This window comes from Cellulomonas sp. EB106-03-03-XG116 (assembly GCF_058792015.1).
This window is the reverse complement of the sequence record NZ_JBYTEP010000041.1, coordinates 1-24487: the sequence shown is the minus strand read 5'-3', so window position 1 is coordinate 24487 and position 24487 is coordinate 1. Positions and strand designations below refer to the sequence as shown.

Here is a 24487-nt window from a genome sequence, read left to right as displayed (position 1 = left end):
CGTCCCACCCAGCGGCTAGGCTGCCGGGCGATGTCCAGCCTCCCTGAGCCCGTGTCCGGGCCCGCCGCGTCCGCCGCCAGCCGCCCCCGGGTGCTCGTGCTGTTCGGGGGGCGCTCGAGCGAGCACGCCATCTCGTGCGCCACCGCCGGGGCCGTGCTCCGCGCGATCGACCGGGAGCGGTACGACGTGCTGCCGATCGGCATCACCCCCCGGGGCCGGTGGGTGCGCGTCGCCGACGACCCGGACCGCTGGGCCATCGTGGACGGCCGGCTGCCCGAGGTCGAGGCCGTCCCCGAGCAGGTCCTGCTCCCGCAGGAGGTCGGCTCGCGCGAGCTGCAGGTCATCGAGCCCGGGTCGCCCGCCGTGGACCTCGGCGCCGTGGACGTCGTCCTGCCGCTGCTGCACGGGCCGTTCGGCGAGGACGGGACGCTCCAGGGCATGCTGGAGCTCGCCGACGTCCGGTACGTCGGCGCCGGCGTGCTCGCCTCCGCCGTGGGCATGGACAAGCACTTCATGAAGGTCGTGCTCGCGGGCGCCGGGCTGCCCGTCGGTCCGTTCGTCACCCTGCGCGGCGACGACCTGGAGACCGACCGCGACGGCGTCCGCGCCCGGATCGCCGCGCTCGGGCTGCCGCTGTTCGTCAAGCCGGCCCGCGCCGGGTCCAGCATCGGCATCACCCGGGTCGTCGACCCCGCCGACCTGCCCGCCGCCGTCGCCGCCGCCCAGGAGCACGACCCCAAGGTCGTGATCGAGGCCGGCATCGTCGGGCGCGAGATCGAGTGCGCCGTCCTCGGCGGCCGCGGCGGCGCGCGCCCGCGGGCGTCCCTGCCGGGCGAGATCGTCGTCACCGACGCGACCCACGGCTTCTACGACTTCGAGGCCAAGTACCTCGACGAGGCCGCGGTCCAGCTGTCCTGCCCCGCCGACCTGCCCGAGGACGTCATCGCCCGCGTGCAGGACGTCGCCGTGCGGACCTTCGAGGCCGTCGACGGCGAGGGGCTCGGGCGGGTCGACGTGTTCGTGACGCCGGGCGGCGAGGTCATCGTCAACGAGATCAACACGATGCCCGGGTTCACCCCGTTCTCGATGTACCCGCGGATGTGGCAGCAGAGCGGGCTGTCCTACGCCGACCTGCTGGACGAGCTGCTGCAGCTCGCGCTCGAGCGGCCGACCGGGCTGCGCTGAGGGGACCGGGCCTCGCGAGGGAGCGGGTCAGAGGCAGGCGCGGGTCGCCTCGACCTGGGCGATCGCCGGGCTGAGCGCGTCCAGGAACGACGTCGACCGCTCCGCCACCACCGCGGCCGGGACGTGCACCTCCACCGCGGGGTCGCGGCCGTAGGTCACGAACGTCCAGTCGGACGAGCCGGGCTCGAGCAGCGCGTCCGCGCCGGACGACGGGTCCGCGGTGGCACCGGCCGTCGCGCCGGCGGAGGCCTCGGGGTCGCCGGGGTCGTCGCCTGCGTCGGGGTCGGCGTCGGCGTCGGCGGGCTCCGCGTCCGCGCGCACCAGCCAGTCGATGCTCGTCCCGCCGGCCGTCTCCATCGTCACGCACTGCTCGGTCGTCGGGCCGGGCACCGCCACGCCGCAGCGCAGCGTCACCGGGTCCGTCGGGTCGCCCCACGCCCAGGTCGCCTGGCTCGTCGTGCGCAGCTCCTCCAGCCCGTCGCCGAGCGACTCGGGCAGCGCCAGCACGACTCGCGCGCACGCCGGGTCCGCCGCGTCCGGGGCCACCGCGACCCCGACGGTCGACGCGCAGCCGGCGAGCAGCGGCACGCAGGCCAGCGCCAGCGCGGCCGTCCCTGCGGCGGTGCGGGCGGGGCGTCGGCGGGGGGAGCGGCTCACCGGGCCACGGTAACCCGGCGCGGCCGGCGGGCCCGCACCGCGGCGGGGGAGGGTGCGGGCTGACGCGCGGTGCGTGCGGGCGCGAGCGGGGCGCCGGGCGCGAGCGGGGCGCCGGGCGCGCGCGGGGGAGCCGTCGCGGCCGGCGCCGGTGCCGCGGGCGCTACCGTGGCGGGCGTGACCGACCGCGCCGCCCCCGACCAGCCCGACGCCGCCGGACCCACCGTGGCCGACCTGTCCGAGGACGGCCTGCTCGCCCGGATCTTCCCGCACCTGCCCGCAGGCGACCGCACCCTGCTCGGGCCGGGCGACGACGCCGCCGTCCTCGCCGCGCCGGACGGGCGGTTCGTCGTGTCGACCGACGTCCTCGTCGAGGACCGGCACTTCCGGCGCGCGTGGTCCAGCGGCGAGGACGTCGGCTGGCGCGCCGCCATGCAGAACCTGGCCGACGTCGCCGCCATGGGCGCCCGGCCGACCGCGGTCGTCGTCTCGCTGGTCGTCCCCGGCGACCTGCCCGTCGCGTGGGTCGAGGGCCTGGCGCGCGGGCTCGGCGCGGCGTGCGGGACCGTCGGGGCGGGCGTCGTCGGCGGTGACCTGTCCGGGGGCGCGTCCGTCGTCGTCGCGGTGACCGTGCACGGCGACCTCGCGGGGGCCGACCCCGTCCTGCGCTCCGGCGCCCGGCCCGGGGACGTCGTCGCGCTCGCGGGGACCGTGGGCCGCTCGGCCGCGGGGCTCGCGCTCCTCGACGCGGGGCGCGCGGACGCCGACCCGGCGGTCGTCGCCGTGCACCGCCGCCCCCAGCCGCCCCTCGCGGCGGGACCGGCGGCCGCGGCAGGCGGCGCCACCGCGATGCTCGACGTCTCGGACGGGCTGCTGCGCGACGGCGAGCGGCTGGCCGCGGCGAGCGGCGTGGTGCTGGACCTCGACGACCCGGCGCGCGCGCTCGGCGGCGACCTCGACGCCCTGGCCCGGGCCGCGGCGGCCCTCGGCGCCGACCCGGTCGCGTGGCTGCTCGGCGGGGGCGAGGACCACGGCCTGCTGGCGACGTTCCCCGCGGGGGCGGCGCTGCCCGAGGGGTTCCGGCGGATCGGCGTCGTGGGCGAGGCCGGTGCGGGCGCCGACCGGGTGGCAGGAACGGTGCTGGTCGGCGGCGTGCGTCCCGCGGTCGCGACCGGCTGGGAGCACTTCCGGCGCTAGAGCCTGGTCGGTGGCGTCGCGCCAGGGGACCAGCCGGGCGTCGGCGCGCTCGCGCTCAGTGCGGGCGGTACGCGTCGCGGCGGTGCTCGACGCTCGTGATCACGACGGTCCCGGCCTGCTCGTCGATCACGTACAGCACGCGGTACGCGCCACGGCGGGCGGAGTGGGTGTCGTCCAGCGGCGCGCGCAGCCGCTTGCCGACCCGGTACGGGTTCTCGCGCAGCGGGCCGTAGACGAACTCGATCGCCGCGATCGCCGCGATCGCCGCGGTCGCCGCGTGCTCGGGGAGCCGGTCGAGCGCCCGCCGGCTGGTGGGCAGCCAGCCGATCTCGTAGCTCACGGGGCGTCGGTCGGCGGACCGGCCCACACCGGTCGCTCGAACGAGACGAGGCCGTCGGCGATCTCCCGGCGCGCGTCGCGCAGCTCCTGCACGAGCCGCTCGTCGCGGAGCACGTCCAGGGTCTCCTCGAGCGCATCCAGGTCGTCGGCGCTCATCAGCACGAGCTCCCGGCGACCGTTGCGGGTGATCGAGATGCGGTTGTGCGTCCGCACGACGTCCGCGGCGTACGCGCTCAGGTGCGCCTTGGCGTCCGACAGCGAGGTCTGCTCCATAGACCAGAATTCTAGTCCGTTGGGGAGTGGTCGAACAGGCGTCGCCGTCGCGGGGCCGGCGCCCACCCGGCCGGCCTGGGTGGTGTGGGGTTTCACGTCATCGCGCATGGCTCCGACGCCGGGCCCGGTCGCGACGTCGCCGGATCCGCGATCGGGCGGCCTGGGGACGGTGCGCGCGACGCAGGCTGTGGAGGGCTCGGTGGCCGCCCACGAGCGCGGCGCTGTGCGTGGCGACGAGCCCGGCGGGCGCCTCGTCGGTGGAGACGCCCTCGGAACCGGCGGTCAGCGGCGGCGGTACCGGACCTCGAGCAGGGCGGCGCCGCCGACGTCCTCGGTGCGCTCGGTCCCGTCGGGCTGGAAGCCGTGCCGGCGGTAGAAGTGCCGGGCGCGCTCGTTGTCGGCGAACACCCAGAGCGTGACGGGGACGCGCGGCGGGACGTCCTGCATGGCGGTGCGCAGCAGCTCGCGCGCGACGCCGGAGCCCCACATCCCGTGGTCGAGGTAGAGGGCGTACACCTGCAGCGCGGAGCGCTCGGCGTCCTCGTCCAGGGCGGGGCCCAGCGAGATGAACCCGACGACCTCCTCGGGCTCCAGGGTCGCGACCCACGCGCGCAGCCGGCTCCCGTGCCCGAGGTCGCGCGCCCAGACCTCGGTCCGCCGGTCGACGTCGAGGGAGGACAGGTAGCTGTCGGGGACGAGGCCCGCGTACGCGTGCTGCCACGTCCGGACGTGCACGGCGGCGATGCCGGCGGCGTCCCGGGGCTCGGCGGGCCGGACCGTGTGCTCGCGGCGCTGCTCGCTCATGCGCTCAGCGTGCCACACGGGAGGGCGCCGACACAGGCCGTTCTCCCGGTCGCCCCGCGGTCGGCCGAGATCGCCCCCGGGCAGCACGAAGGCCCGCGCGGACGAACCGCACGGGCCTTCGGCACGAGTCGCTCAGACGGCGCGCTGGACCTTGCCGGCCTTGAGGCACGAGGTGCAGACGTTGAGGCGCTTCGGGGTGCCCGCGACCACCACGCGCACGCGCTGGATGTTCGGGTTCCAGCGGCGCTTGGTGCGCACGTGCGAGTGCGAGATGCTGTGCCCGAAGCTCGGGCCCTTGGCGCAGACGTCGCAGTTGGCAGCCACGGTCTTCTCCTGTATCCGGTCATTGCACGCCGCTCGGGAGGGAGTCCCGGGCGGCAAGTCCTGGTTGGTCGGTGGGGCCCGCACCGGCGGTCCGAGGACCGTTCCGAGGGGCACACCCGTGCCCGGCAGTGACCAGGCAACCGGACAAGACTAGCCCACGAGGGCCGCGACCCTCAAAACGACGTCCGTCACACCCCGCGGCGGGGCCGACCGGACGGGCCGGGGCTGGGGACGACCGGGGTGCTGTCGGTCGCGTGCGGCAGAGTAGGGGCCGCACGGGCGATCGGCCCGCGCGGTCGTCGGCGGGCGGGTGCCCGGACCGCGGCCGGGACGACGAGAGGACTGCGCGCGGACGTGGCTGGGCGACTCGGGGACGGCGGCGTGCTGCGCGACTGGCTGGGCCGCGCGGTGCCGGCGCTCGAGGCGGCGCGCGAGCGGATCGACGCGGTCAATGTGTTCCCGGTGCCCGACGGCGACACCGGGACGAACGTGCTGCTCACGGTGCGCGGGGCGGCGGACGAGGTCGCGGCGCTGCCCGCCGGCGCGGACGGGGCGACGGTGCTCCGGGCGCTCGCGCGCGGAGCCCTGCTGTCGGCGCGCGGGAACTCCGGGGTGATCCTCAGCCGGTACCTCGGCGGGCTGGCCGGCGAGGCGTCCGGGTCGCTGCCCGACGCGCTGGCCGCGGCGGCCGCGGCGGCGCGCTCGGCGGTGCCCGAGCCGGAGGACGGGACGGTGCTGACCGTCGCCGCGGTCGTGGCCGACGCCGCGGGGCGGGCGGCGGCGCCCGGCGTGGACGAGGCGGCGGCGCTCGGCGCGGGGGTCGCGGCGGGGCGCACGGACCTCGCCCGGATCAGCGCGGGGCACCCGGTGCTCCGCTCGGCCCGGGTGGTCGACGCCGGCGCGTGCGCGCTGCTGGTGCTGCTCGACGCGCTGGCCGCCGCCCTCGCCGGCTCGGCCGGACCGGTCGACGTCGCGTGGCTCGACGCCCACGACGGGGCGGAGCCGGCGGGTGCCGGGCCAGGGGAGACCGCCGGGGCGCACGGCTACGAGGTCGTCGCGCTGCTGCGGATCGACGGGGCGGACGGCGGGGCCGGCGCCGACCGGGTGGCGCGCGGGCTCGCGGACGCGCTGGCCGAGGTGGGCGACGCGGTCGCGGTGGTGCCCGGGGGCGGGCTCGTGACGGCGCACGTGCACGCGGCGGCGCCCGGCGAGGCCGCCGCGGCCCTGGCGGGCTCCGGCGCGCGGTGGACGGCGACCGTGCGGACGCTGCTCGGCGCGGCCCGGCCCGTGGTCGCGTGCACCGGCTCGGGCGAGGTCGCCGCGGCGCTCGCGGACGCCGGCGCGGTCGCGGTGCTGCTGCCGGACGGCACCCCCGCGGACGAGGCCCGGGCCGCGGTGCGCCGGGCGGCGCAGGAGGCGCAGGTCCCGGTGCACGCGGCGGGCGAGGCCGGGGCGACGGGACCCGCCGGGCAGGGGGCGGTCGTCGTGCTGCCCGGCGACCGGCTCGACGCCGCCGCCCTCGACCCCGGGTGGGTCGTCCCGCCCGGGGCGACCGACGACGCCGGGGTGCTCGCGGCGCTCGCCGCCCTCGCGGTCCCCGCGACGGACGCGGTCCCCGCGACGGACGAGGCCCCCACGACCACCGGGGACCTCGCGGGTCCCGAGACCCCCACCACCCCCACCACCCCGACGGAGGCGCGCCCGTGACCGTCCCCCACGACGCGGTGGTGCAGCCGCTGCCGTACCTGGAGCAGGACCTCGGCACGTACGTCCCGGGCGCCGCCAAGAAGCTCGCCAAGCTCGGGCTGCACACCGTCGGCGACCTGCTGCGCTACTACCCCCGCCGGTACTCGCGCTGGGGCGACCCGGCGACGATCGGGCACCTGCGCATCGGGGAGCACGTGACGGTGGACGGCGTGGTCGACCGCTCGACGACCCGCACGATGCGGTCGCGGGGCGGCGCGATCCTCGAGGTGGTGGTGCGGAACGGGCCGCAGACCCTGCTCCTGACCTGGTTCGCGAAGCACGCGGGCGCCCTGCGGCACTTCGAGCAGCAGCTCAAGCCGGGCGTGACCGGCCTGTTCTCGGGCACGGTCAAGGAGTACCGCGGCCAGCTCCAGCTCCTGCACCCCGAGTTCGAGGTCGACGACCCGATGTCGTTCGAGGACGAGGCGCAGCGCCTGGTCGAGTCGCGGCGGCCCCGGCCGGTCTACGGCCTGACCGCGGGCCTGCGGAACGAGGCGGTGGTCTCCGCGGTCGAGATGGTGCGCCGCCTGCTCACCCCCGCCGACCTCCCGGACCCCCTGCCCGACGAGGTCCGCGGCGGCATGCCGGGGATCGTGGACGCGCTCCAGGGGGTGCACCACCCGCTCGACGACACCGAGAAGGACCGGGCGGTGGCGCGGCTGCGGTTCGAGGAGGCGTTCGTCCTCCAGGCCGAGCTGGCCCGCCGCAAGGCGCGGTTCGCCGCGCAGGCGGCGGTCGCCCGGCCGGCGCGCGCGGGCGGGCTGCTGGACGCGTTCGACGCGCGGCTGCCGTTCGAGCTGACGGGCGGCCAGCGAGAGATCGGCGCGCAGATCGCCGCGGAGCTCGCGTCCGACAGCCCGATGCAGCGGCTGCTGCAGGGCGAGGTCGGCTCGGGCAAGACGGTGGTGGCGGCGCGCGCGATGCTCCAGGTGGTCGACGCCGGCGGCCAGGCGGCGCTGCTGGCCCCCACGGAGGTGCTCGCGGCGCAGCACGCCCGCACGCTGCAGGCGCTGCTGGGCGACCTGGCGGAGGCCGGGATGCTCGGCGGGGCGGAGGTGGCGACGCGGGTGGCGCTGCTGACCGGCTCGCAGGGGTCGGCGGCCCGGCGGCGGGCGCTCGGCGAGATCGCGGGCGGGGCCGCGGGGATCGTGGTGGGCACGCACGCGCTGCTGTCCGAGCACGTGCAGTTCGCGGACCTCGGCCTGGTGGTGGTGGACGAGCAGCACCGGTTCGGCGTGGAGCAGCGCGACGTGCTGCGGGCCAAGGCCGGGGGCGTGCCGCACCTGCTCGTGATGACGGCGACGCCGATCCCGCGCACCGTCGCGATGACGGTGTTCGGCGACCTGGAGACGTCGACGCTCCGCGAGGTGCCGAAGGGCCGCGCGGACGTCGTGACGCACGTGGTCCCGGCGGACAAGCCCGCCTGGCTCGAGCGCACGTGGCAGCGCATCCGCGAGGAGGTCGACCGCGGCGGCCGCGCCTACGTGGTGTGCGCGCGGATCGACGGCGACGCGAAGAAGGCCGACGTCGACGGCGCGGACCTGGTGACCGACGACCCGCCGGAGGACCAGGACGGCCGCCCGCAGCGCCCGCTGCACGCGGTGGTGGAGGTCGCGGAGCTGCTGCGCGGCACGCCCGCGCTGCGCGGCGTCGCGGTCGGGGAGCTGCACGGACGGATGACGCCCGAGGACAAGGACCGGGCGCTCGCGGACTTCGCCTCGGGCGCGGTGCCGGTGCTGGTGTCGACGACCGTGATCGAGGTCGGCGTCGACGTGCCGGACGCGACCGTGATGGTGGTGCTGGACGCGGACCGGTTCGGCATCTCGCAGCTGCACCAGCTCCGCGGGCGGATCGGCCGCGGGACGAGGCCCGGGGTGTGCCTGCTGGTCGCGGACGCCCCCGAGGGCACCGACGCGGCGACCCGGCTCGGCACGCTCGCGGCCACGCGCGACGGGTTCGAGCTCGCGGCGGTGGACCTGGCGCTGCGCCGCGAGGGCGACGTGCTCGGGGCCGCGCAGTCCGGCGGGAGCTCGTCGCTCCGGCTGCTCAAGGTGACGGAGCACGCCGAGGTGATCGAGCGCGCCCGGGTCGCGGCACGGGAGCTCGTCGACGCGGACCCGGACCTGGACGAGCACCCGGCGCTCGCCGCGGCGATCCAGCACATGCTGGCGGGGGAGCGCGAGGAGTTCCTCGACCGGACCTGACGGCGGGCCGTCGGTCCCGTCGGAGGCACCGGCTGCGGTGCGTACGCTGCTGCCCGTGTCGAAGCAGCCCGTGATCCGTGCCGTCGATCTGCTCGTCGGGTACGGCGGGGAGCCCGTGTGCGCCCCGGTCTCGTTCACCCTCCCGCCCGGGAAGGCCCTCGCGCTGGTCGGCGCGAACGGCTCGGGCAAGTCGACGGTGCTGCGCGCCGTGCTCGGCCTGCTGGAGCCGGTCGGCGGCCGGGTGGAGGTGCTGGGCCGCGCCGTGGACGAGCGCGAGGTCGGGTTCCGCACCCGGGTGTCGAGCGTGCTGGACGACGACGCGTACTTCCCGGCGCTCACGGTGGCCGAGCACCTGTACCTCACGGCCCGCGGGCACGGCGTGCAGGGCGCGGACTCGGTCGTGGCGGAGCTGCTCGACGAGTTCGGCCTCGCCGAGCACGCCGCGGCGCTGCCGGTCGCGCTCTCCTCGGGCCAGCGCCGGCGGCTGCTGCTCGCCGCCGGGCTGGTGCGCCCGCGGTCGCTGCTGGTGCTCGACGAGCCCGAGCAGCGCCTCGACGTGACGATGCGCGACCACCTGGCGCAGCGGCTGGTCGAGGAGAAGCGCGCGGGCGGCTCGGTGCTGCTGGCGACGCACGACCCCGAGCTGCTGCGCGTGGTGGCGGACCGCGCGGTGCTCGTCGCCGACGACCACTCGCGCCTGCTCAGCACCGCGGACGCCGTCGAGGCGCTGCGGCCGGGCGTGCTGTGAGCGAGTTCACCGCCACCGCCGACGACGCCCCCGCCCCCGCCTCCGGCTGGGACGACGTCCCCGAGCCCGCCGTCGTCCCCACGGAGGGCCGGACGCCGGTCCCGGGTGCCCGCTCGATCCGCCGGTACACCGCGCAGGTGGCCCGTCGCCGGTCGGGCGCCGGCATCGGCGAGGTGCTCGGCGACGTCTACTACGCGGTGGTCATGTCCGCGATCGGCCTCGGCGTGGCCCTCGGGCTCGCCGGGCAGCTCCGCTCGACGCTGCCGCACGTGCCCGACCAGGCGCTGCGCTCGGGCATCAGCCTGCCGACGGTCGTGGCGGTGGCGGCGTTCGTCGTCGCGGGCGTGGTGCTGTCGCTCAGCGCCCGGCTCGGGCCGGTGGGCGCGGGCGGCGCCGAGGCGACCTGGTGGCTCGGCACGCCGGTGGACCGCCGCGGCCTGCTCCGCCCGGCCTCGCTCCGGCTGCCGATCGCGTCCGGACTGATCGGCGGCGTGGTGCTCGCGCTGCTGGACGGCGGCCTGCTCGCGGACCACGGCGTCGGCCACGTGCTGCGGCTGGGCGGCACGGCCGCGCTGGTGTGCGCGGGGCTGGCGCTGCTGGCCGGGCACCTGCAGAGCCGCGGGGTGCCGCGCCGGGTGACGGCGCTCGCGGGCGACGCGGTCATCGGCGTGGCACCCGTGCTCGCGCTCGTCGCGGCGCTCGCGGGCTGGCGGGTCGCCGCGCTGCCGGACGTCCCCTGGTGGGTGCTGGCGGTGCTGGCCGTGGCGGTCGCCGGCGGGTGGTGGTGGCTGGACACCCGGCTCGGCCGGATCCGCGGCCGCGACCTGCGGGAGAGCGGCTCGGTCGCCACGCAGGCCGCCGGCGCCCTGGTGTCGATGGACTCGCGCGAGCTCGGCCGGGCGCTGTCGGACTCCGCGGCGCGGCCGCGGCGGCGCCGGGTGCGCCGGATGCGGCTGGTCCGCGGCCCCGTGTCGGCGGTGGTCGTCGCGGACGTCACGGCGCTGCTGCGCTCGCCGCGGCACCTGGTGCAGCTCGTCGTGTCGGCGCTGGTGCCGGTCGTCGTGGTCATCACGCCGCAGCTCGCGGGGGTGCTCGGGGTGATCCTCGCGGTGCTGGTCAGCGGGTACGTCGGGATGCTGGCGACGGGGGAGGGCGCGCGCCGCGCCGAGATGGCCCCGATCGTCGACCGGCTGCTGCCGATGTCCGCCAAGGCCGTGCGCCGTGCGCGGCTGATCGTGCCGGGCGTGGCGATGCTGCTCTGGTCGGCCGCCGCGTTCGCCGCGGTCGGGCGCTGGGAGGGCGAGGTCGGGCCGTGGCTGCTGCTCGGCGTCGTGTCGGCCCCGGTGTGGGCCGGGGCCGCGCTGCGGGCCGCGTACCGCCCGTCGCCGAACTGGGAGGGCCCGCTGGTGGCGACGCCGATGGGCGCGCTGCCCGGCGGCGTCGCGGCCGTGCTGGCCCGCGGCCCGGACGTCGCGGTGCTCGGCATGGTGCCCGTCGTGCTGTCGGTCGCGCTCGGCACGGTCCTGCCGCAGGTCGTGGTCGTGCAGGCCGCGGTCTCGGCGATCGCGCTGCTGGTCGGGTCGAGCACCAGCACCAAGACGATGATGGAGCGCATGACGGACATGCAGGAGACCGCCGAGGCCGAGAAGAAGCGGGCCGGCCGGTGACCCGGGTCGTGGCCGGGTCGGTCGGCGGGCGCACGCTCGCGGTGCCGCCGTCGGGGACCCGCCCGACGAGCGAGCGGGTGCGCGAGGCGCTGTTCTCCCGGCTCGAGCACCTGGACGCCGTCGAGGACGCGCGGGTGCTGGACGGCTACGCCGGCTCGGGCGCGCTCGGCCTCGAGGCGGCGAGCCGCGGGGCGGCGCACGTGGTGCTCGTCGAGTGGGGGAAGGCCGCCGCCGAGGTGTGCCGGAAGAACGTCGCGGCGCTGGGCCTGCGCGACCGGGTCGACGTCGTGCGCGAGCGCGTCGAGGCCTACGTCGCGCGGCCCGCCGAGCCGTGGGACCTGGTGCTGCTGGACCCGCCGTACGACGTCCCCGACGCCACGCTGGCCGAGGTGCTGGCGGCGCTGGTGCCCGCGCTGACGGTCGAGTCGGTGGTGGTCGTCGAGCGGTCGACGCGCAGCGGCCCGCCGCCCTGGCCGACCGCGATGCACGGGTTCGACACCCGGACGTACGGCGACACCGCGGTGCACCTCGGCGCGCGCAGCCCGGTCGACGACGAGCCGGCCGACGCGCCCGGCGGCCCCGCCGACGAGGACGCCCCGGCCTGACGGCGTAGGTTGGGGCGCGTGGTTCTCGCGGTCTGCCCCGGCTCCTTCGACCCCTTCACGCTCGGCCACCTGGACGTGGTGCGCCGCGCCCGGCGTCTCGCCGACGAGGTGGTCGTGCTCGTCGCGCACAACGCCGCCAAGCGGCCGCTGCTCGACGTCGACGCCCGCGTGGCGCTGATCGAGGACGCGGTCGCCGACGTCCCGGGCGTGCGCGTGGCGTCCTCGTCCGGGCTGCTGGCCGACGAGCTCCGGGCGCTCGGGGCCGACCTGGTCGTCAAGGGCCTGCGCGGCGGTGCGGACTTCGACGCCGAGCTGCCGATGGCCCTGATGAACCGGCACCTGTCGGGCGTCGAGACGGCGTTCGTCGTCGGCGACCCGGCGCTGTCCCACGTCGCCTCCTCGCTGGTGAAGGACGTGGCGCGGCACGGCGGCCCGATCGACGACCTGGTGACGCCGGCGGTGGCCGCGGCCGTCCGCGCGGCGCTCAGCACCCCCACGACGGCCGACGGGAGCCGCGCATGACCGAGCCCACGACCACCGGGCCCCGGCCCCGCCACGAGGGCCTCACGGCCGTCCTGGACGCCCTGGAGCAGGCGGTGCAGGCCGCCCGCGCCGTGCCGATGTCGGCCTCGGTGCTGGTGAGCCGCGCCGAGCTGCTCGACCTCGTGGACCAGGCCCGCGCGGCGCTGCCCACCCAGATCGGCCGCGCCGACGAGGTGCTGGCCGCCGCGGACGCCGAGCGCGCCGCCGCGCGCGCCGACGCCGAGCGGATCGAGGCGGCCGCCCGCCGCCGGGCCGCGGAGCTGGTCGAGCAGGAGTCCGTCGTCGCGCAGGCGACCGAGCGGGCCGCGCAGATCGTGCGGGACGCCGAGGAGACCGCCCGGGGGCTGCGCCGGGACGCCGACGACTACTGCGACCGCCGGCTCGCCGACTTCGAGATCGACCTCGGCAAGGTGCTGACCCAGGTGCAGGCCGGGCGCGCGAAGCTCGCGGACCGCCTGGAGGACGGCGAGGGCTGACCTGCGCCGGTGTGACCCAGGCCGCCCGCCGGGCGATTGGGCGGAGCGCGGCCGGTGCCGTAAGATCGTCCGTTGGTCCTGCCGGTCATGGCGGTGACCGAGACCCCTCACGACAGGAACAGGGACCGTGGAGCGCGCCAACCACCTCGATCCCCGCTCGCCGTTCGTGCTCGACACCCACGAGCTCGGCCGACGTCCGGGATCGATGCGTCGTGCCCACGCCACGGTGCCGGCTCCCGAGGACCTCGGCACCGACGTGATCGGCGTCCCCGTCGGCGACGACGTCGAGCTGGACCTCCAGCTCGAGGCCGTCGTGGAGGGGGTGTTCGTCTCCGGCTCCGTGCGGGCCCGGGCGGTCGGGGAGTGCGTGCGCTGCCTGGACGAGGTGGTCGAGGATCTCGACGTCCGCGTCCAGGAGCTGTTCGTCTACCCCGGTCGCGCGGAGGTCGCCCAGGAGAACGGCGACGACGAGGAGGACCTCCCCGAGCTCGACGGCGACCTGGTCGACGTGGAGCCCCTGGTTCGGGACGCGGTCGTGACTGCGCTACCGTTCCAGCCGTTGTGCCGGGACGACTGCCCCGGGCTGTGCTCCATCTGCGGGGCGCACCTCGCGGACGACCCGCAGCATTCCCATGAGACCCTTGATCCTCGGTGGGCCGCCCTCGGCGGTCTGCAGAGCACGCTTGACGAGAAGAGAGAGAGCTAGCCGTGGCTGTTCCGAAGCGCAAGATGTCGCGCAGCAACACCCGTGCGCGTCGGTCGCAGTGGAAGACCACTGCCACGACGCTCAGCACCTGCCCGCAGTGCAAGTCGAACATGCGCCCGCACCAGGCGTGCCCGACGTGCGGCGCCTACGCCGGTCGGCGCTACGCCGAGGCGATGCGGACCGAGCACGCCGGCTGAGCCGACGCGCCGAAGGCCCTGCGCCCCGGTGACGCACCGGAGGGCGCGGGCCGCCGCACGATGAGCACCACCGCAGCACAGCTCGCCCAGCAGCTCGGGGTCCACCTGGACCCCGAGCTGCTGGTGCTGGCCCTGACGCACCGGTCGTTCGCCCACGAGGCGGGCGGCATCCCGACCAACGAGCGCCTGGAGTTCCTCGGGGACACCGTGCTCGGCCTGGTCGTCACCGAGGACCTGTACCGCCGGCACCCCTCGCAGTCCGAGGGCGAGCTCGCGAAGATGCGCGCCGCGACCGTGTCGCAGCGGGCGCTCGCCGAGGTCGCCCGCACGCTGGACCTCGGGTCCTACGTGCTGCTCGGCAAGGGGGAGCTCGCCACGGGCGGGCGGGACAAGGACTCGATCCTGTCCGACACCCTCGAGGCGCTGTTCGGCGCCGTCTACCTGTCGCACGGGCTCGAGACCTCCCGCGAGATCGTCATGCGCCTGGTCGGGCCCCGGCTGGCCCAGGCGGCCGACCTGGGCGCCGGCCTGGACTGGAAGACCAGCCTGCAGGAGCTGACCGCGACGCTCGGCATGGGCGCACCCACCTACCAGGTGACCAGCGCCGGGCCGGACCACGCGCGGGTGTTCACCGCCGACGCCGTCGTCGCCGGCGACGTCTACGGCACCGGGACGGGCACCGCGAAGAAGCTCGCCGAGCAGCGCGCGGCCGAGCTGGCCTGGACCTCCCTGCGCGAGGGGGCGGACCGGGCCGCGGCAGCCGCCGAGCGGGCGGCCGCCGACGGCACGCCCGCCGACGGGACCGCCTCCGCCGCCGCCGCGTCGGCGCCCGCCGCGGACTGACGCGCGCGTGCCCGAGCTGCCCGAGGTCGAGACCGTCCGGGACGGCCTGGAGCGGCACGTCGTCGGCCGCACCGTCCGCGCCGTCGAGGTCCGCCGCCCGTACAGCGTGCGCCGCCACCTCGCCGGCCCCGACGACCTCGCCGGTCGCCTGGCCGGTCGCACGCTGACCGCCGCGGTCCGGCGCGGCAAGTTCCTGTGGCTCCCGCTCGACCACCCCGGCGCGGCCGGCGCCACGCCCGACGACGCGCTGCTCGCGCACCTCGGCATGAGCGGCCAGCTGCTCGTGCGGGGCACGCCCGCCGACGTCGAGCAGGGCGGCGCGCACACCCACCTGCGGGTCCGGCTGCTGCTCGACGACGGCGGCGCGCTCGACTTCGTCGACCAGCGGACCTTCGGCCACCTGTCCGTCGTCGACCTGCTGCCCACGCCGGACGCGCGCCCGGGCGGCGCGGGCTCCGACCTGCCCCTCGTACCCGCCCCCGTGGCGCACATCGGCCGCGACCTGCTCGACCCGGCCGTCGACCGCGAGGCCGTCGCCCGCGCGATCCGCCGGCGCCGGACGCAGATCAAGCGCGCGGTGCTGGACCAGGGGGTCGTGTCCGGGGTCGGGAACATCTACGCCGACGAGGGCCTGTGGCGCGCGCGGGTGCACCCCGCGACGCCGACGGCCGACCTCGACCAGGCGACCGCTCTGCGGGTGCTCGACGGCGTCGCCGGGGTGATGTCCGACGCGCTCGCCCAGGGCGGCACGAGCTTCGACGCCCTGTACGTGAACGTGAACGGCGCGTCCGGGTACTTCGACCGCTCGCTCGCCGTCTACGGGCAGGCGGGCGAGCCGTGCCCGCGGTGCGGGACGCCGGTCGTGCGGGAGCCGTTCATGAACCGCTCCTCGCACTTCTGCCTGGTCTGCCAGCCGGCGCCCGCCGCCTGACGGTCCCGGCTCAGGCGGTCAGCGACCGCAGCTCCGTCGCGACGCCCGCGGTGACCGACTCGGGCCACGGGTAGCGCCGCGCGGTCGACCCCAGCGCCCAGCCGTCCAGCGCCAGCGCCGCGACGAGCGCGCGGTCCGCCAGCTGCTCGCCGCGGGCGACGGGCGACGCCTCCCGGGTCCGCTCGACGCTGCCCGGTGCCAGCTCGACCCCGGTCAGGGCGAGGAACCGCACCATCGCGACCACCCGCTCGGAGCTCGCGCAGGCGGCCAGCAGCTCCGGCAGCTCCGGCTCGTCGTGCGCCGGCAGCAGGTCGTCGAACGCCTCCTCCGTGATCCGGCTCACCAGGGCGTCGACGAGCTCCTGCACCGAGCCGTGCATGCTGAGGATCCAGTCGGGGTCCCGGCCGCTCTCCTCCGCGACCCGGTCCAGCGTCAGCGCGTCGGTGCCGCCCTCGCGGACCAGGCGCAGCACCGCGTCCGTCAGCGGCGAGGCGTCCCGGAACGGCTCGGCCTCGAGCGCGAGGTCCAGGTTCGACGCGCACTGGTGGGGCGCGGGCAGGCCCGCGTAGTCGGCCACGGCAGTGAGCGCGCGGCCCCACCAGCCGTCGTCCGGCGGGTGCACCCCGGCGTAGAACCCCAGCAGGCAGCCGTCGACGGCGAGGGCGGCGACCGTCTCGCGCGGATCGGGCCCGGCGGGGTCTCCCGGGCCGACGGGCAGCAGGTCGACGCGGTCGCGCAGGGTGGGCGCGGCGGTGGTCATCGAGGTGCTCCTCTTCTCGGGGAGCAGTCCACTGTACCAACCGGACGGTTTCGCGGGGTGGCGCGGCCCGGGCGCCGGTCGCGCCGGGCGCCGGTCGCCGCCCAGGTCAGCGGCGCACGACGTTCCGCAGCGGCTCCCCGCGCTCGAACGCGCCGATGTTGTCGGTGAGCAGCGTGTCCGCGCCCACCGGTCGCCCGCCCGCCGCGTGCGGGGTGATGAGCACCCGCGGCTCGTCCCACAGCGGGGAGGACGCCGGCAGCGGCTCCGTCTCGAACACGTCCAGCGCCGCACCCGCGATCCGGCCGCCCGCGATCGCCGCCAGCAGCGCCTCCTCGTCCAGGGTCGACCCGCGCCCGACGTTCACCACCCACGCGTGCCGGGGCAGCCGCGCGAACACCGCGGCGTCGAGCGCGCGCCGCGTCGCGGAGGTGGCCGGGAGGATGCCGATCAGCACGTCGGTGCCGGGCAGCGCCTGCGGCACGTCCGCGGGCGTGATCACCGGGTACCCGGCGCGCTCCCCGGCGCGGGACGCGACCCCCACGACCTGCGCCCCGAGCACCGTGAGCAGCGGCGCGAGCCGGGCGGCGATCGAACCGAACCCCCAGATCAGCACCCGGGCACCCGACAGCGAGCGGAACTCCCCGCCCTCGTGCGGCAGCCGCTGCATGCCGCCGAGCTCGTCCGCCCAGCGGTGCTGGTCCTGCGCGCGCACCAGCTCGGGCAGCCGGCGGGCCGCGGCGAGCACGAGCGCGAGCGTGTGCTCCGCGACCGGGCCGTCGTGCAGCCCGCGGCCGGACGTGATCGTGACGTGCGGCGGGAACCCCGCGCTCAGCACCGCGTCGGGGCCGGCGGCGAGCGTCTGCACCCAGCGCAGCCGACCCATCCGGCGCGCGGCGTCGGCGAGCTGCGCGGTCGGGTTCCCCCAGGCGACGAGCGCGTCGGCGTCCACCAGGTCCTCCGGGACCGGCTGCCCCACGTCGTACGTCTCCGCGCGGACCCCCTCGGGAAGGGCGGGGGACAGGGGGAGCGAGGAGGGCAGCAGCACCGTCGTCATGGACGGGAGCGTGACGCACCCGGCGCCGTCGCGCCAGGGGAGGAGACCCGCAGGCCCCGTCCGGGCGTGCGCGGGCGGGGGAACTCGCGGCGGACCGGTGCGGCGCTGCCCGACGCGGTCGCCCGGGCTGGATACGATGACCGCGTGTCCGCCACGAACAGCGCAGTCCAGCCGGCCCGCTCCGGGGAGATCTCGGTGATGATCGTCGACGACCACGAGGTCGTGCGGCGCGGCATCGCCGAGGTCGTCGAGCGCGCCGACGGCATGAAGGTCGTCGCCGAGGCCGGGTCCGTCGCCGACGGCGTCCGCCGCGCCGGCCTGGTGCACCCGGACGTCCTGCTGGTCGACCTGCAGCTGCCCGACGGCACCGGCATCGACCTCATGACCCAGGTGCGGGCCACCCTGCCGACCGCGCGGGCCATCGTGCTCACGTCGTTCGACGACGATGACGCCCTGGCTGCCGCCCTCGAGGCCGGCGCCGCCGCGTACCTGCTCAAGAGCGTCCGCGGCGCGGAGATCACCGACGTCGTGCGCGCGGTGGCCGCGGGTCGCACCCTGCTCGACGAGCGGACCGTCACCCGCCGGCGCGCCGGGCACGAGGACCCGACCGAGAACCTCACGCCGAGCGAGCTCAAGGTGCTCGACCTCATCGGCGACGGCCTGTCCAACCGCGAGATCGCCGAGCGCCTGGGCGTCGCGGAGAAGACCGTCAAGAACCACATCACGTCGCTGCTCGCGAAGATGGGCCTGCAGCGCCGCACCCAGGTCGCGGCGTGGGTCGCGGCGCGGCGGCACTCCGGCTGGCGCGCGGAGACGAACCACTCCTGACCGCACGGGGGTCCCTCCGGGACCCCGGACCGAGCGGCGTGCCCGGCTGGGGCGCCGGCGACGAGGGGTGACGTGCCCGCGTGCAGCGGGTCGCGCCCGCGTGGCGCCGGATGTGCGCTCGCGCCGCCGGAGGTGCCTGGGTCCTGCGGGACGTGCGTTCGCGTGGCGGGAGGTGTTTACGTCTCGGGGGACGTGCGCCCGCGTGGCGGGAGGTGCCCGCGTCTCGCGGGACGTGCGCCCGCGTGGCGGGAGGTGTCTGCGTCTCGCGGGACGTGCGCCCGCGTGGCGGGAGGTGTCTGCGTCCTGCGGGACGTGCGCACGCGTCGCGGGAGGTGCCCGCGACCGGAGGACGTGCCTGCGCGCCGTAGGACATCCGCTCGCCTCTGCAAGACATGGCCTCGCCTCAGAACGGCGGCGGCTCGTCGTGCGGGTCGGCGGTGGCGTCGTGGCTCTCCCCGGTCCCGGGTCGGGTGAGGTAGCGGTGCCCGGTCGGGGTGACCCACTCGAACAGCCCCGGTTCGATCTGCCGCAGCCGGAACCCTCCGTCGGTCTTCAGGCGGTGGTGCCGGCGGCACAGCGGGCCGAGGTTGTCCGCGTCCGTGCGCCCCAGGGGCGCGTCGGGGTCGCCACCCGGTTGGGGGTGGAACTCCGTGGTGTGGTCGAGGTCGCAGCCGGGTGCGGGGACCGTGCAGCCGGGTGCGGCGCAGGTCTTGTCGCGGGTGCGGACGAGTTCGGACAGTGCGGCGGGTGGTCGGTAGCGTTCGCGGCCCACGTCCAGGACCCGATCGGTGAGCGGATCCGTCACGACCCGCTGCCACACCCCGCCGACCGCCAGGGCGCGGGCGGCGACCGCGTCGATGGGTCCGTGCCCGTCGAGGTGGGCGGGCTGGTCGTCCAGGCCGAGCAGCGTCGAGGCCGGGATGGTGATGCGGACCTCGGCGCCCGGGCGGCCCGCGCAGCGGGTGCAGGGGCGACGCGCGGGCGCGGGCCCGGTGGGCACGAGGACGGGCGCGGTGGCTCCGGTCGGTGCGCCAGGCGCCGTGGCAACGGTCAGCGCGTTGGAGGTGGCTCCGGTCGGTGCGCCGAGCGCCGCGGCACTGGTCAGCGCGCCGGAGGTGGTTCCGGTCGGTGCGGCGGGCGCGGTGGGGACGGTGCCGGTCCTGGTGTCGACGCCGGTCTCGGTGCCGGTCTCGGTGCCGGTCTCGGTGCCGGTCTCGGTGCCGGTCTCGGTGCCGGTCTCGATCTCGGTCTCGACCTCGGTCGCGGTCCTGGCGTCGGCCTCGGTATCGGTCCCGGTGTCGGTCTGAGTCCCGGTCGGTCCGTCTGGTGCTCCGCGCGGGGAGGCGGGGTGGCGCAGGTCGGGCCCGGGGTGCGCGGTGGTGTCGTCGAACGGGGTGAGGGTGGCGACCGGGATCGGCTCGACCGGGCGCGCGAGGACCAGTCCGTCCCGGTCCATGAACAGCGCGCCGTTCCACGACCGCTTCGGCTGCGGCGGCTGCGGGAAGCCGGGGGTCAGGTGGACCTCGAACGCCGGCCCGTCCGACTCCGGCACGTCACCCACCACCAGGTCGCGCAGCCCGTCGGCGCGCAGCTGGTCCAGGGTGCGCCCGTCACCGAGGGCCTTGGCGGTCTTGGCGGCGTGGGTCAGGACGCCGTCGACGCGGATGGCGTCGGCGGCGTCCAGGACCAGCCACATCGACGCCATGCCGTCGGGCTGCGGGCGGGGGTGGGAGACCTTCCGGGTGCACCGGGCCCGGTCGTGCCGGTCGGCGGCGCCGTCGGGGTCCACGAGCCGGATCTCGCGCTCGACCCGCTGCCGGAGTTGAGCGACCGAGCACCGGTCGGCGTCGGGGAGCACGGCGTCCTCGACGGCGTGCGCGACCTGGAACGGCAGGTCGGTCAGCGCCGCCGCCAGCACCCCGGCCTTGGCCGCGTCGAGGTGCCCGGTCTCCAACGCCTCCCGGGTCGCGCCGAGCAGCCCGTCGAGGACCAACGCGCGCTGCACGGTCTTCGTCGCGGTGACCCGCGGCCACCCGAGGCGCATCGCCAGCTCGTCCCCGGCCACGCACGCCTGGGTCGGCGGCGCACCGGCGAGAGGCGACCACTCCGGGCTCATCTCCTCCCGGGAGGCGAGCTCGGCGACCATGGCCAGCTTGCGGGCGTGCTGATGACTCTCGACCCGGTCCTGCGCGGCGATCACCTCGACCAGCACCATCGAGGACAGCACGTGCAGATCCAACCCTCGCAGCCAGGCGTCGAGCTCTGGCCCCGGCGGGCACGCCGCGATCGCCTCGACCTGCCGCTGCTCGCCCGTGCGCGGTGTCCCGCCGGCGGCCACGACGGGGTCCGGGCCGAAGTCGGTCAGGCACGTCCCGTCGGGCCCGTAGACCGGCAGCACCGTGGCGGCGACCGGGTCGCCGTCGGGGTGTTCCTGCAGGTCAGATGCCATGGAACGACACTACCGACGGCCACCGACACGACTCCGGCGACCGACCCACGCCCTGGGGACGGAGCGCGACGACGGCACCTGTGGACGACTCGGCGCCGCACGAGCAGCCGCGCGAGCAGGCGCACCCGGGACGAGCTCAGCCCAGCGGGACCTCCCAGGACAGCAGCGTGCCCTGCCCCCCGGGGGCGACCCCGAGGGAGAACGTGCCCCCGTGCTGCCGGGCGCGCGCGGCGAGGTTGCCGGTCCCGGACCGGCGGTCCCGGGTCGCGGGGAGGCCGGCGCCGTCGTCCTCGACCTCGACGTGCACGGTGCCGAGCGGACCGGCGCCCCGGACGGTCACCCGCACGGCGACCGAGGACGCGTGGGCGTGCCGGGCGGCGTTCGCCAGGCCCTCGCGGACCACGGCCACGACGTCGTCGGTGCGGTCCGGGCCGATCCGCTCGTCGATGAGGTCCGCGACGATGTAGTCGCCGTCCGGCACGGACTCGCCGTCGAGCAGGACGATCAGCGAGGGCGCGAACCCGAGCCCGGTGCGGGCCAGGGAGGCCTCCCGGCGCAGCCGCTCGACGATGCCGGTCGCGGCGTCCGGGTCGCGCAGGGCGTAGACGATCTGCCGGATCTGCCGGACGGAGGCGTCGACGTTGTCCAGGGCCTCCTCGACGATGCTGGTCAGCTCGGACGGGTCGACGCCGCGGGACGCCCGGCGGCGCACGGTCTCGAGCTGCATGCCGGTGGCGAACAGCTGCTGGATGGCCAGGTCGTGCAGGTCGCGCGCGATCCGCTCCCGCTCGTCCAGGAGGGCGGCCTGGTCCTGGGCGTGCCGGGCCTCCGCCAGCACGAACGCCAGCGCGGCCTGGGAGGCGAACGACTCCGCGGTCGCCAGGTCGCCCCCGTCGAACGCGAGGGTGCCGACCTTGCGCAGCAGGATGAGCACGCCGACGCCGCGCCCGGACGTCTGCAGCGGGGCGAACAGCGCGGAGCCGAACGCGCGCATCGCCGGCACGGTGATCCGGCTGGACCGGGCGAGGGAGTCGATGATCAGCCCCTGGCCCTCCTCCATGACGGACCAGGTCGGGCCGCCCGGGGTGAGCTGCGCGCCCACGAGGGCGTCGGCGTTGTGGCCGTCGGCGAGCTCGATGAGCAGCTCGCCGCCGACGCCGGGCAGCGCGAGGGCCGCGGCGTCCGCGTCGGCGACGTCCCGGGCGGTCGCGGCGATGTGCGCGAGCGCGTCCTCCTCGTCGGCGCCGGACAGCAGCATGGTGGTGATGTCCTGGCCGGCGCGCAGCCAGTGCTCGCGCCGGGCGCCCTCGGCGAACAGCTGGGCGTTCGCGACGGCGACGCCGGCCGTGGCGGCGAGCGCGATGACGGTCGTGGCGTCCTTGTCGGTGAAGCCGCCGTCCTTCTCGGAGAGGTACAGGTACCCGTAGACCTGCTCCCGCACGCGCACCGAGGCGCCGAGGAAGGACCCCATCGAGGGGTGCCCCGCCGGCCAGCCCTGGAACGCGGGGTGCTCGGTGAGGTCGTCCAGCTTGAGGACGCCGTGGACCGGGATGTGCCCGAGGACGCCGCGGGCGTGCGGGGGGTGGCCCATCATCGCGGCGGCGGCCGCGGGCACGCCGGTCTGGACGAAGGTCGTGGACTCGCCGCGGGAGTCGAGGACGTTGATCGCCCCGTACGTCGCACCGGTCAGCTCGACGGACACCCGGACGAACCGCTCCAGCACGCCCGGCAGGTCCAGGCCCGAGGCGACGGACAGCACGGCGTCGAGCAGGTCGGCGAGCTCGTCGCCGGTCTCGGACGCGGTGCCGAGCTCGAGGTGCGAGCGGCCGCCCGGCTCGCGGACGTGGATGGTCGTCGTGACGCCGGGGCCGTACGTCGGGGCGGCGACGCCGAGCGCGGCGGCGCGCTGCTCGGCGGCCGCCGCGTCCTGCGGGCGGGGTCCCGGCTCGCGCCGCGCGGGGGCGTGCACGTCCTGGTGCGCCCGGTCGTGCGGCGTGGGGTCGTGCGGCGCCGCGTCCTGGCGTCCGGTCAGCTCGTCGGCCATGTGCTCGTCGTCCCACCCTCGTCCTGCTCGCTGGCGTGCGCCTCACCGTACTGGCCGTCGGTGGCCAGCAGGTGCGCGTGCGTCCCGCGTGCCGCGACCCGCCCGTCCCGGAGCACCAGCACCTCGTCGGCCGCGGCGAGCGGGGCGAGCCGGTGCGTGACGACGAGGACGCCGCGGGCGGGGGCGTCGTCGGCCGGGGCGGGGGCCTCGGCGGGGGAGGGCGCCGCACCGCGCGGGGCCGCCAGCAGGTCGCCCACGAGGCGGTCGGCGGTGGCGGGGTCGAGGTGCTCGGCCGGCTCGTCGACGAGGAGCAGCGGCGCCGTCGCGAGCAGCGAGCGGGCCAGCAGCAGCCGTCGGCGCTCGCCGCCGGACACGCTCCGGGCGTCCGGGCCGAGCGCGGTGTCGACGCCGTCCGGCAGCCCCGCGAGCCAGTCGCCCAGACCCGCGCGGACCAGCGCCGCGCGGGCGTCCTCCGGCGTCGCGTCGCCCCGGGCGACCCGCAGGTTCTCCAGCACGGTGGTCTCGAAGACGTGCGCGTCCTCGGTCGTGAGCGCCAGCCGCGCCAGCCGGACCGTCGGGTCGACGTCGGCCAGCGGGATGCCGTCGAGGAGCACCTCGCCCGCGCGCGGGGGCAGGAAGCCGGCGAGCGTGAGCAGCAGGGTGGTCTTGCCGACGCCCGACGGGCCGACGACGGCCACGCTGCGGCCCGGGGCCAGGTCGAGGTCGAGGCCGGTGACGACGGGGGCGCGGCCGGGCCAGCCGACGGCGAGGCCGCGGGCCGTGAGCCGGGGGGACGTCGACACGGCGGTGGCGAGGGCGTCGGCCGGTGCCGCGTCGGGCGTCCCGGCCGCCGCGCCCGCACGTGCTGCGGGCGCCGCCCCCTCGTCCGGCGTCGCCGCGTCGTCGAGGACGGCCATCAGCCGGGCCGCGGCGACGCGCGACCGGTGCAGCTGGATCGCGGCGGCCGGCAGCACGCTCGTCGCCTCGAACGCGGCGAGCGGCGTCAGCACGATCACCGCGAGGTCGACCTCGGCGATGTGGCCGGCGGCCAGGGCCGGGACGCCGACGAGGAGCGCCGCGAGCACGGCGATCCCGACGGCGAGGTTGCCGAGGCCGGCGGCCAGGGCGGCGGGTCCGGCGCCGCGGTCGGTCGCGCGCGCCAGGTCGGCGTCGGCGGCGCGCAGCCGGGCGAGCTCCGTGCCGGTGCGGCCCTGCACCGCGAGCGGGCCGGCGTCCTCGAGCAGGCCGAGGGACGTGGCGGCCATCTCGGCGCGCGCGTCGGCGGCGCGCTGCTCGGTCGCCCGGGCGGCGCGCTGGGCGAGCCACGGCGCGACGACCCCGGCGAGCACGAGGCAGACCGCGAGCGTCAGGCCGGCGGCGGGCAGGAACAGCCCCATCGCGACGACGGTGCCGAGGCCCAGCACGGCGGCGACCGCCGCGGGCAGCAGGCCCCGGACGACGACGTCGCCGACCGCGTCCACGTCGGCGCCGACCCGGGCGAGCAGGTCGCCGCGCCGCAGGTCGAGCGTGGCGCCGGGCCGGCCCGCGGCGAGCCGCTCGTACAGCGTGGTGCGCAGCCGGGCCATGCCCCGGAGGGCGACGTCGTGGGAGACCAGCCGCTCCAGGTAGCGGAACAGCCCGCGGCCGATGCCGAACGCGCGGACCGCGACGGTCGCCACGGACAGCTCGAGCACGGGGGGCATCTGCGCGGCGCGGGTGATGAGCCAGGCGGACACGGCGGCCAGCGCCACCGCCGAGCCGAGGGCGGCCACGCCGAGGACGACGGCGAGCGCCACCCGGCGGGGGTCGACGTCGAGCAGGCGGACGGCGCGCCACAGCGGGTCGGCGGCGAGGCGGCGGGCGAGCGGGCCGCGCGGCGCGGCACCCGCGGCCTGTCTCTTCTACCCATC

Annotated in this window: 24 protein-coding genes; 14 read left to right on the top strand and 10 right to left on the bottom strand. The window is 77.3% G+C overall.

Annotated features, from left to right (window positions below):
• Window positions 1-30: 30 nt before the first annotated feature.
• On the top strand, window positions 31-1185 hold the full coding sequence (locus AC3WUG_RS14495; RefSeq protein WP_492328320.1) for a D-alanine--D-alanine ligase family protein: 1155 nt from the start codon (window positions 31-33) through the stop codon (window positions 1183-1185).
• Window positions 1186-1212: 27 nt separating this feature from the next.
• On the opposite strand, the gene AC3WUG_RS14490 is transcribed toward AC3WUG_RS14495, so the two are convergent.
• The gene (locus tag AC3WUG_RS14490) at window positions 1213-1842 is read right to left on the bottom strand and encodes a DUF3515 family protein (RefSeq protein WP_492328319.1); all 630 of its coding nucleotides are present in this window, start codon (window positions 1840-1842) and stop codon (window positions 1213-1215) included.
• Between the two features lie 174 nt (window positions 1843-2016).
• Here AC3WUG_RS14490 and AC3WUG_RS14485 point away from each other — a divergent pair, with 174 nt between their 5' ends.
• Window positions 2017-3036 carry a thiamine-phosphate kinase gene (locus AC3WUG_RS14485; RefSeq protein WP_492328318.1) on the top strand — a complete coding sequence of 340 codons (1020 nt, stop codon included), beginning with the start codon at window positions 2017-2019 and terminating at the stop codon, window positions 3034-3036.
• Between the two features lie 55 nt (window positions 3037-3091).
• Here AC3WUG_RS14485 and AC3WUG_RS14480 read toward each other — a convergent pair whose 3' ends face one another.
• The 4 genes from AC3WUG_RS14480 to rpmB all read right to left on the bottom strand — a co-directional run bounded on the left by AC3WUG_RS14480 (window position 3092) and on the right by rpmB (window position 4776).
• Entirely contained in the window at window positions 3092-3376 is a 285-nt protein-coding gene (locus AC3WUG_RS14480; protein WP_492328317.1) for a type II toxin-antitoxin system RelE family toxin, read from the bottom strand.
• Window positions 3373-3648: a type II toxin-antitoxin system Phd/YefM family antitoxin gene (locus AC3WUG_RS14475; RefSeq protein ID WP_492328316.1), complete on the bottom strand. Its 276-nt coding sequence runs from the start codon at window positions 3646-3648 to the stop codon at window positions 3373-3375. The genes AC3WUG_RS14480 and AC3WUG_RS14475 overlap by 4 nt, the downstream gene beginning before the upstream one ends.
• Before the next feature lie 282 nt (window positions 3649-3930).
• The gene (locus AC3WUG_RS14470; RefSeq protein WP_492328315.1) at window positions 3931-4452 is read right to left on the bottom strand and encodes a GNAT family N-acetyltransferase; all 522 of its coding nucleotides are present in this window, start codon (window positions 4450-4452) and stop codon (window positions 3931-3933) included.
• A gap of 132 nt (window positions 4453-4584) precedes the next feature.
• Window positions 4585-4776, bottom strand: coding sequence for a 50S ribosomal protein L28 (rpmB, locus tag AC3WUG_RS14465; protein ID WP_135974635.1), 192 nt, complete (start codon window positions 4774-4776; stop codon window positions 4585-4587).
• 354 nt (window positions 4777-5130) lie between these two features.
• Between rpmB and AC3WUG_RS14460 the strand changes: the two genes are divergently transcribed.
• From AC3WUG_RS14460 to mutM, 11 genes are all read left to right on the top strand, one after another.
• On the top strand, window positions 5131-6483 hold the full coding sequence (locus AC3WUG_RS14460; protein WP_492328314.1) for a DAK2 domain-containing protein: 1353 nt from the start codon (window positions 5131-5133) through the stop codon (window positions 6481-6483).
• Window positions 6480-8726: an ATP-dependent DNA helicase RecG gene (locus AC3WUG_RS14455; protein ID WP_492328313.1), complete on the top strand. Its 2247-nt coding sequence runs from the start codon at window positions 6480-6482 to the stop codon at window positions 8724-8726. Before AC3WUG_RS14460 ends, AC3WUG_RS14455 begins: the two co-directional genes overlap by 4 nt.
• 55 nt (window positions 8727-8781) lie before the next feature.
• Window positions 8782-9474: an ABC transporter ATP-binding protein gene (locus tag AC3WUG_RS14450; RefSeq protein ID WP_492328312.1), complete on the top strand. Its 693-nt coding sequence runs from the start codon at window positions 8782-8784 to the stop codon at window positions 9472-9474.
• Window positions 9471-11141 (top strand): DUF6297 family protein, encoded by a 1671-nt coding sequence (locus tag AC3WUG_RS14445; RefSeq protein WP_492328311.1) that lies wholly within the window; start codon window positions 9471-9473, stop codon window positions 11139-11141. The genes AC3WUG_RS14450 and AC3WUG_RS14445 overlap by 4 nt, the downstream gene beginning before the upstream one ends.
• Window positions 11138-11746, top strand: coding sequence for a 16S rRNA (guanine(966)-N(2))-methyltransferase RsmD (rsmD, locus tag AC3WUG_RS14440; protein ID WP_147796049.1), 609 nt, complete (start codon window positions 11138-11140; stop codon window positions 11744-11746). The genes AC3WUG_RS14445 and rsmD overlap by 4 nt, the downstream gene beginning before the upstream one ends.
• A gap of 18 nt (window positions 11747-11764) precedes the next feature.
• The gene (gene coaD / locus AC3WUG_RS14435) at window positions 11765-12268 is read left to right on the top strand and encodes a pantetheine-phosphate adenylyltransferase (protein ID WP_492328310.1); all 504 of its coding nucleotides are present in this window, start codon (window positions 11765-11767) and stop codon (window positions 12266-12268) included.
• Window positions 12265-12765, top strand: coding sequence for a hypothetical protein (locus tag AC3WUG_RS14430; RefSeq protein WP_492328309.1), 501 nt, complete (start codon window positions 12265-12267; stop codon window positions 12763-12765). Before coaD ends, AC3WUG_RS14430 begins: the two co-directional genes overlap by 4 nt.
• 127 nt (window positions 12766-12892) lie before the next feature.
• A complete protein-coding gene (locus tag AC3WUG_RS14425) occupies window positions 12893-13471 on the top strand; it encodes a YceD family protein (RefSeq protein WP_492328308.1) in 579 nt (192 codons plus the stop codon).
• A 2-nt stretch (window positions 13472-13473) separates the two neighbouring features.
• Window positions 13474-13668, top strand: coding sequence for a 50S ribosomal protein L32 (gene rpmF, locus AC3WUG_RS14420; RefSeq protein ID WP_147796053.1), 195 nt, complete (start codon window positions 13474-13476; stop codon window positions 13666-13668).
• A 60-nt stretch (window positions 13669-13728) separates the two neighbouring features.
• On the top strand, window positions 13729-14511 hold the full coding sequence (gene rnc / locus AC3WUG_RS14415) for a ribonuclease III (protein ID WP_492328307.1): 783 nt from the start codon (window positions 13729-13731) through the stop codon (window positions 14509-14511).
• Window positions 14512-14518: 7 nt separating this feature from the next.
• On the top strand, window positions 14519-15442 hold the full coding sequence (gene mutM / locus AC3WUG_RS14410; protein ID WP_492328306.1) for a bifunctional DNA-formamidopyrimidine glycosylase/DNA-(apurinic or apyrimidinic site) lyase: 924 nt from the start codon (window positions 14519-14521) through the stop codon (window positions 15440-15442).
• A gap of 10 nt (window positions 15443-15452) precedes the next feature.
• On the opposite strand, the gene AC3WUG_RS14405 is transcribed toward mutM, so the two are convergent.
• Both AC3WUG_RS14405 and AC3WUG_RS14400 read right to left on the bottom strand, forming a co-directional pair.
• Window positions 15453-16202, bottom strand: coding sequence for a hypothetical protein (locus tag AC3WUG_RS14405; RefSeq protein ID WP_492328305.1), 750 nt, complete (start codon window positions 16200-16202; stop codon window positions 15453-15455).
• A gap of 106 nt (window positions 16203-16308) precedes the next feature.
• Window positions 16309-17256, bottom strand: a complete 948-nt coding sequence (locus tag AC3WUG_RS14400) for a phosphoglycerate dehydrogenase (protein WP_492328304.1) — start codon at window positions 17254-17256, stop codon at window positions 16309-16311.
• A gap of 198 nt (window positions 17257-17454) precedes the next feature.
• Between AC3WUG_RS14400 and AC3WUG_RS14395 the strand changes: the two genes are divergently transcribed.
• On the top strand, window positions 17455-18084 hold the full coding sequence (locus tag AC3WUG_RS14395) for a response regulator (protein ID WP_492328334.1): 630 nt from the start codon (window positions 17455-17457) through the stop codon (window positions 18082-18084).
• Between the two features lie 403 nt (window positions 18085-18487).
• On the opposite strand, the gene AC3WUG_RS14390 is transcribed toward AC3WUG_RS14395, so the two are convergent.
• The 3 genes from AC3WUG_RS14390 to cydC all read right to left on the bottom strand — a co-directional run bounded on the left by AC3WUG_RS14390 (window position 18488) and on the right by cydC (window position 24373).
• Complete coding sequence (locus AC3WUG_RS14390; RefSeq protein WP_492328303.1) at window positions 18488-20533, bottom strand: HNH endonuclease signature motif containing protein; 2046 nt, start codon at window positions 20531-20533, stop codon at window positions 18488-18490.
• A gap of 136 nt (window positions 20534-20669) precedes the next feature.
• Window positions 20670-22577: a sensor histidine kinase gene (locus AC3WUG_RS14385; protein ID WP_492328302.1), complete on the bottom strand. Its 1908-nt coding sequence runs from the start codon at window positions 22575-22577 to the stop codon at window positions 20670-20672.
• Window positions 22562-24373: a thiol reductant ABC exporter subunit CydC gene (cydC, locus tag AC3WUG_RS14380; protein WP_492328301.1), complete on the bottom strand. Its 1812-nt coding sequence runs from the start codon at window positions 24371-24373 to the stop codon at window positions 22562-22564. Before cydC ends, AC3WUG_RS14385 begins: the two co-directional genes overlap by 16 nt.
• Window positions 24374-24487: the final 114 nt, after the last annotated feature.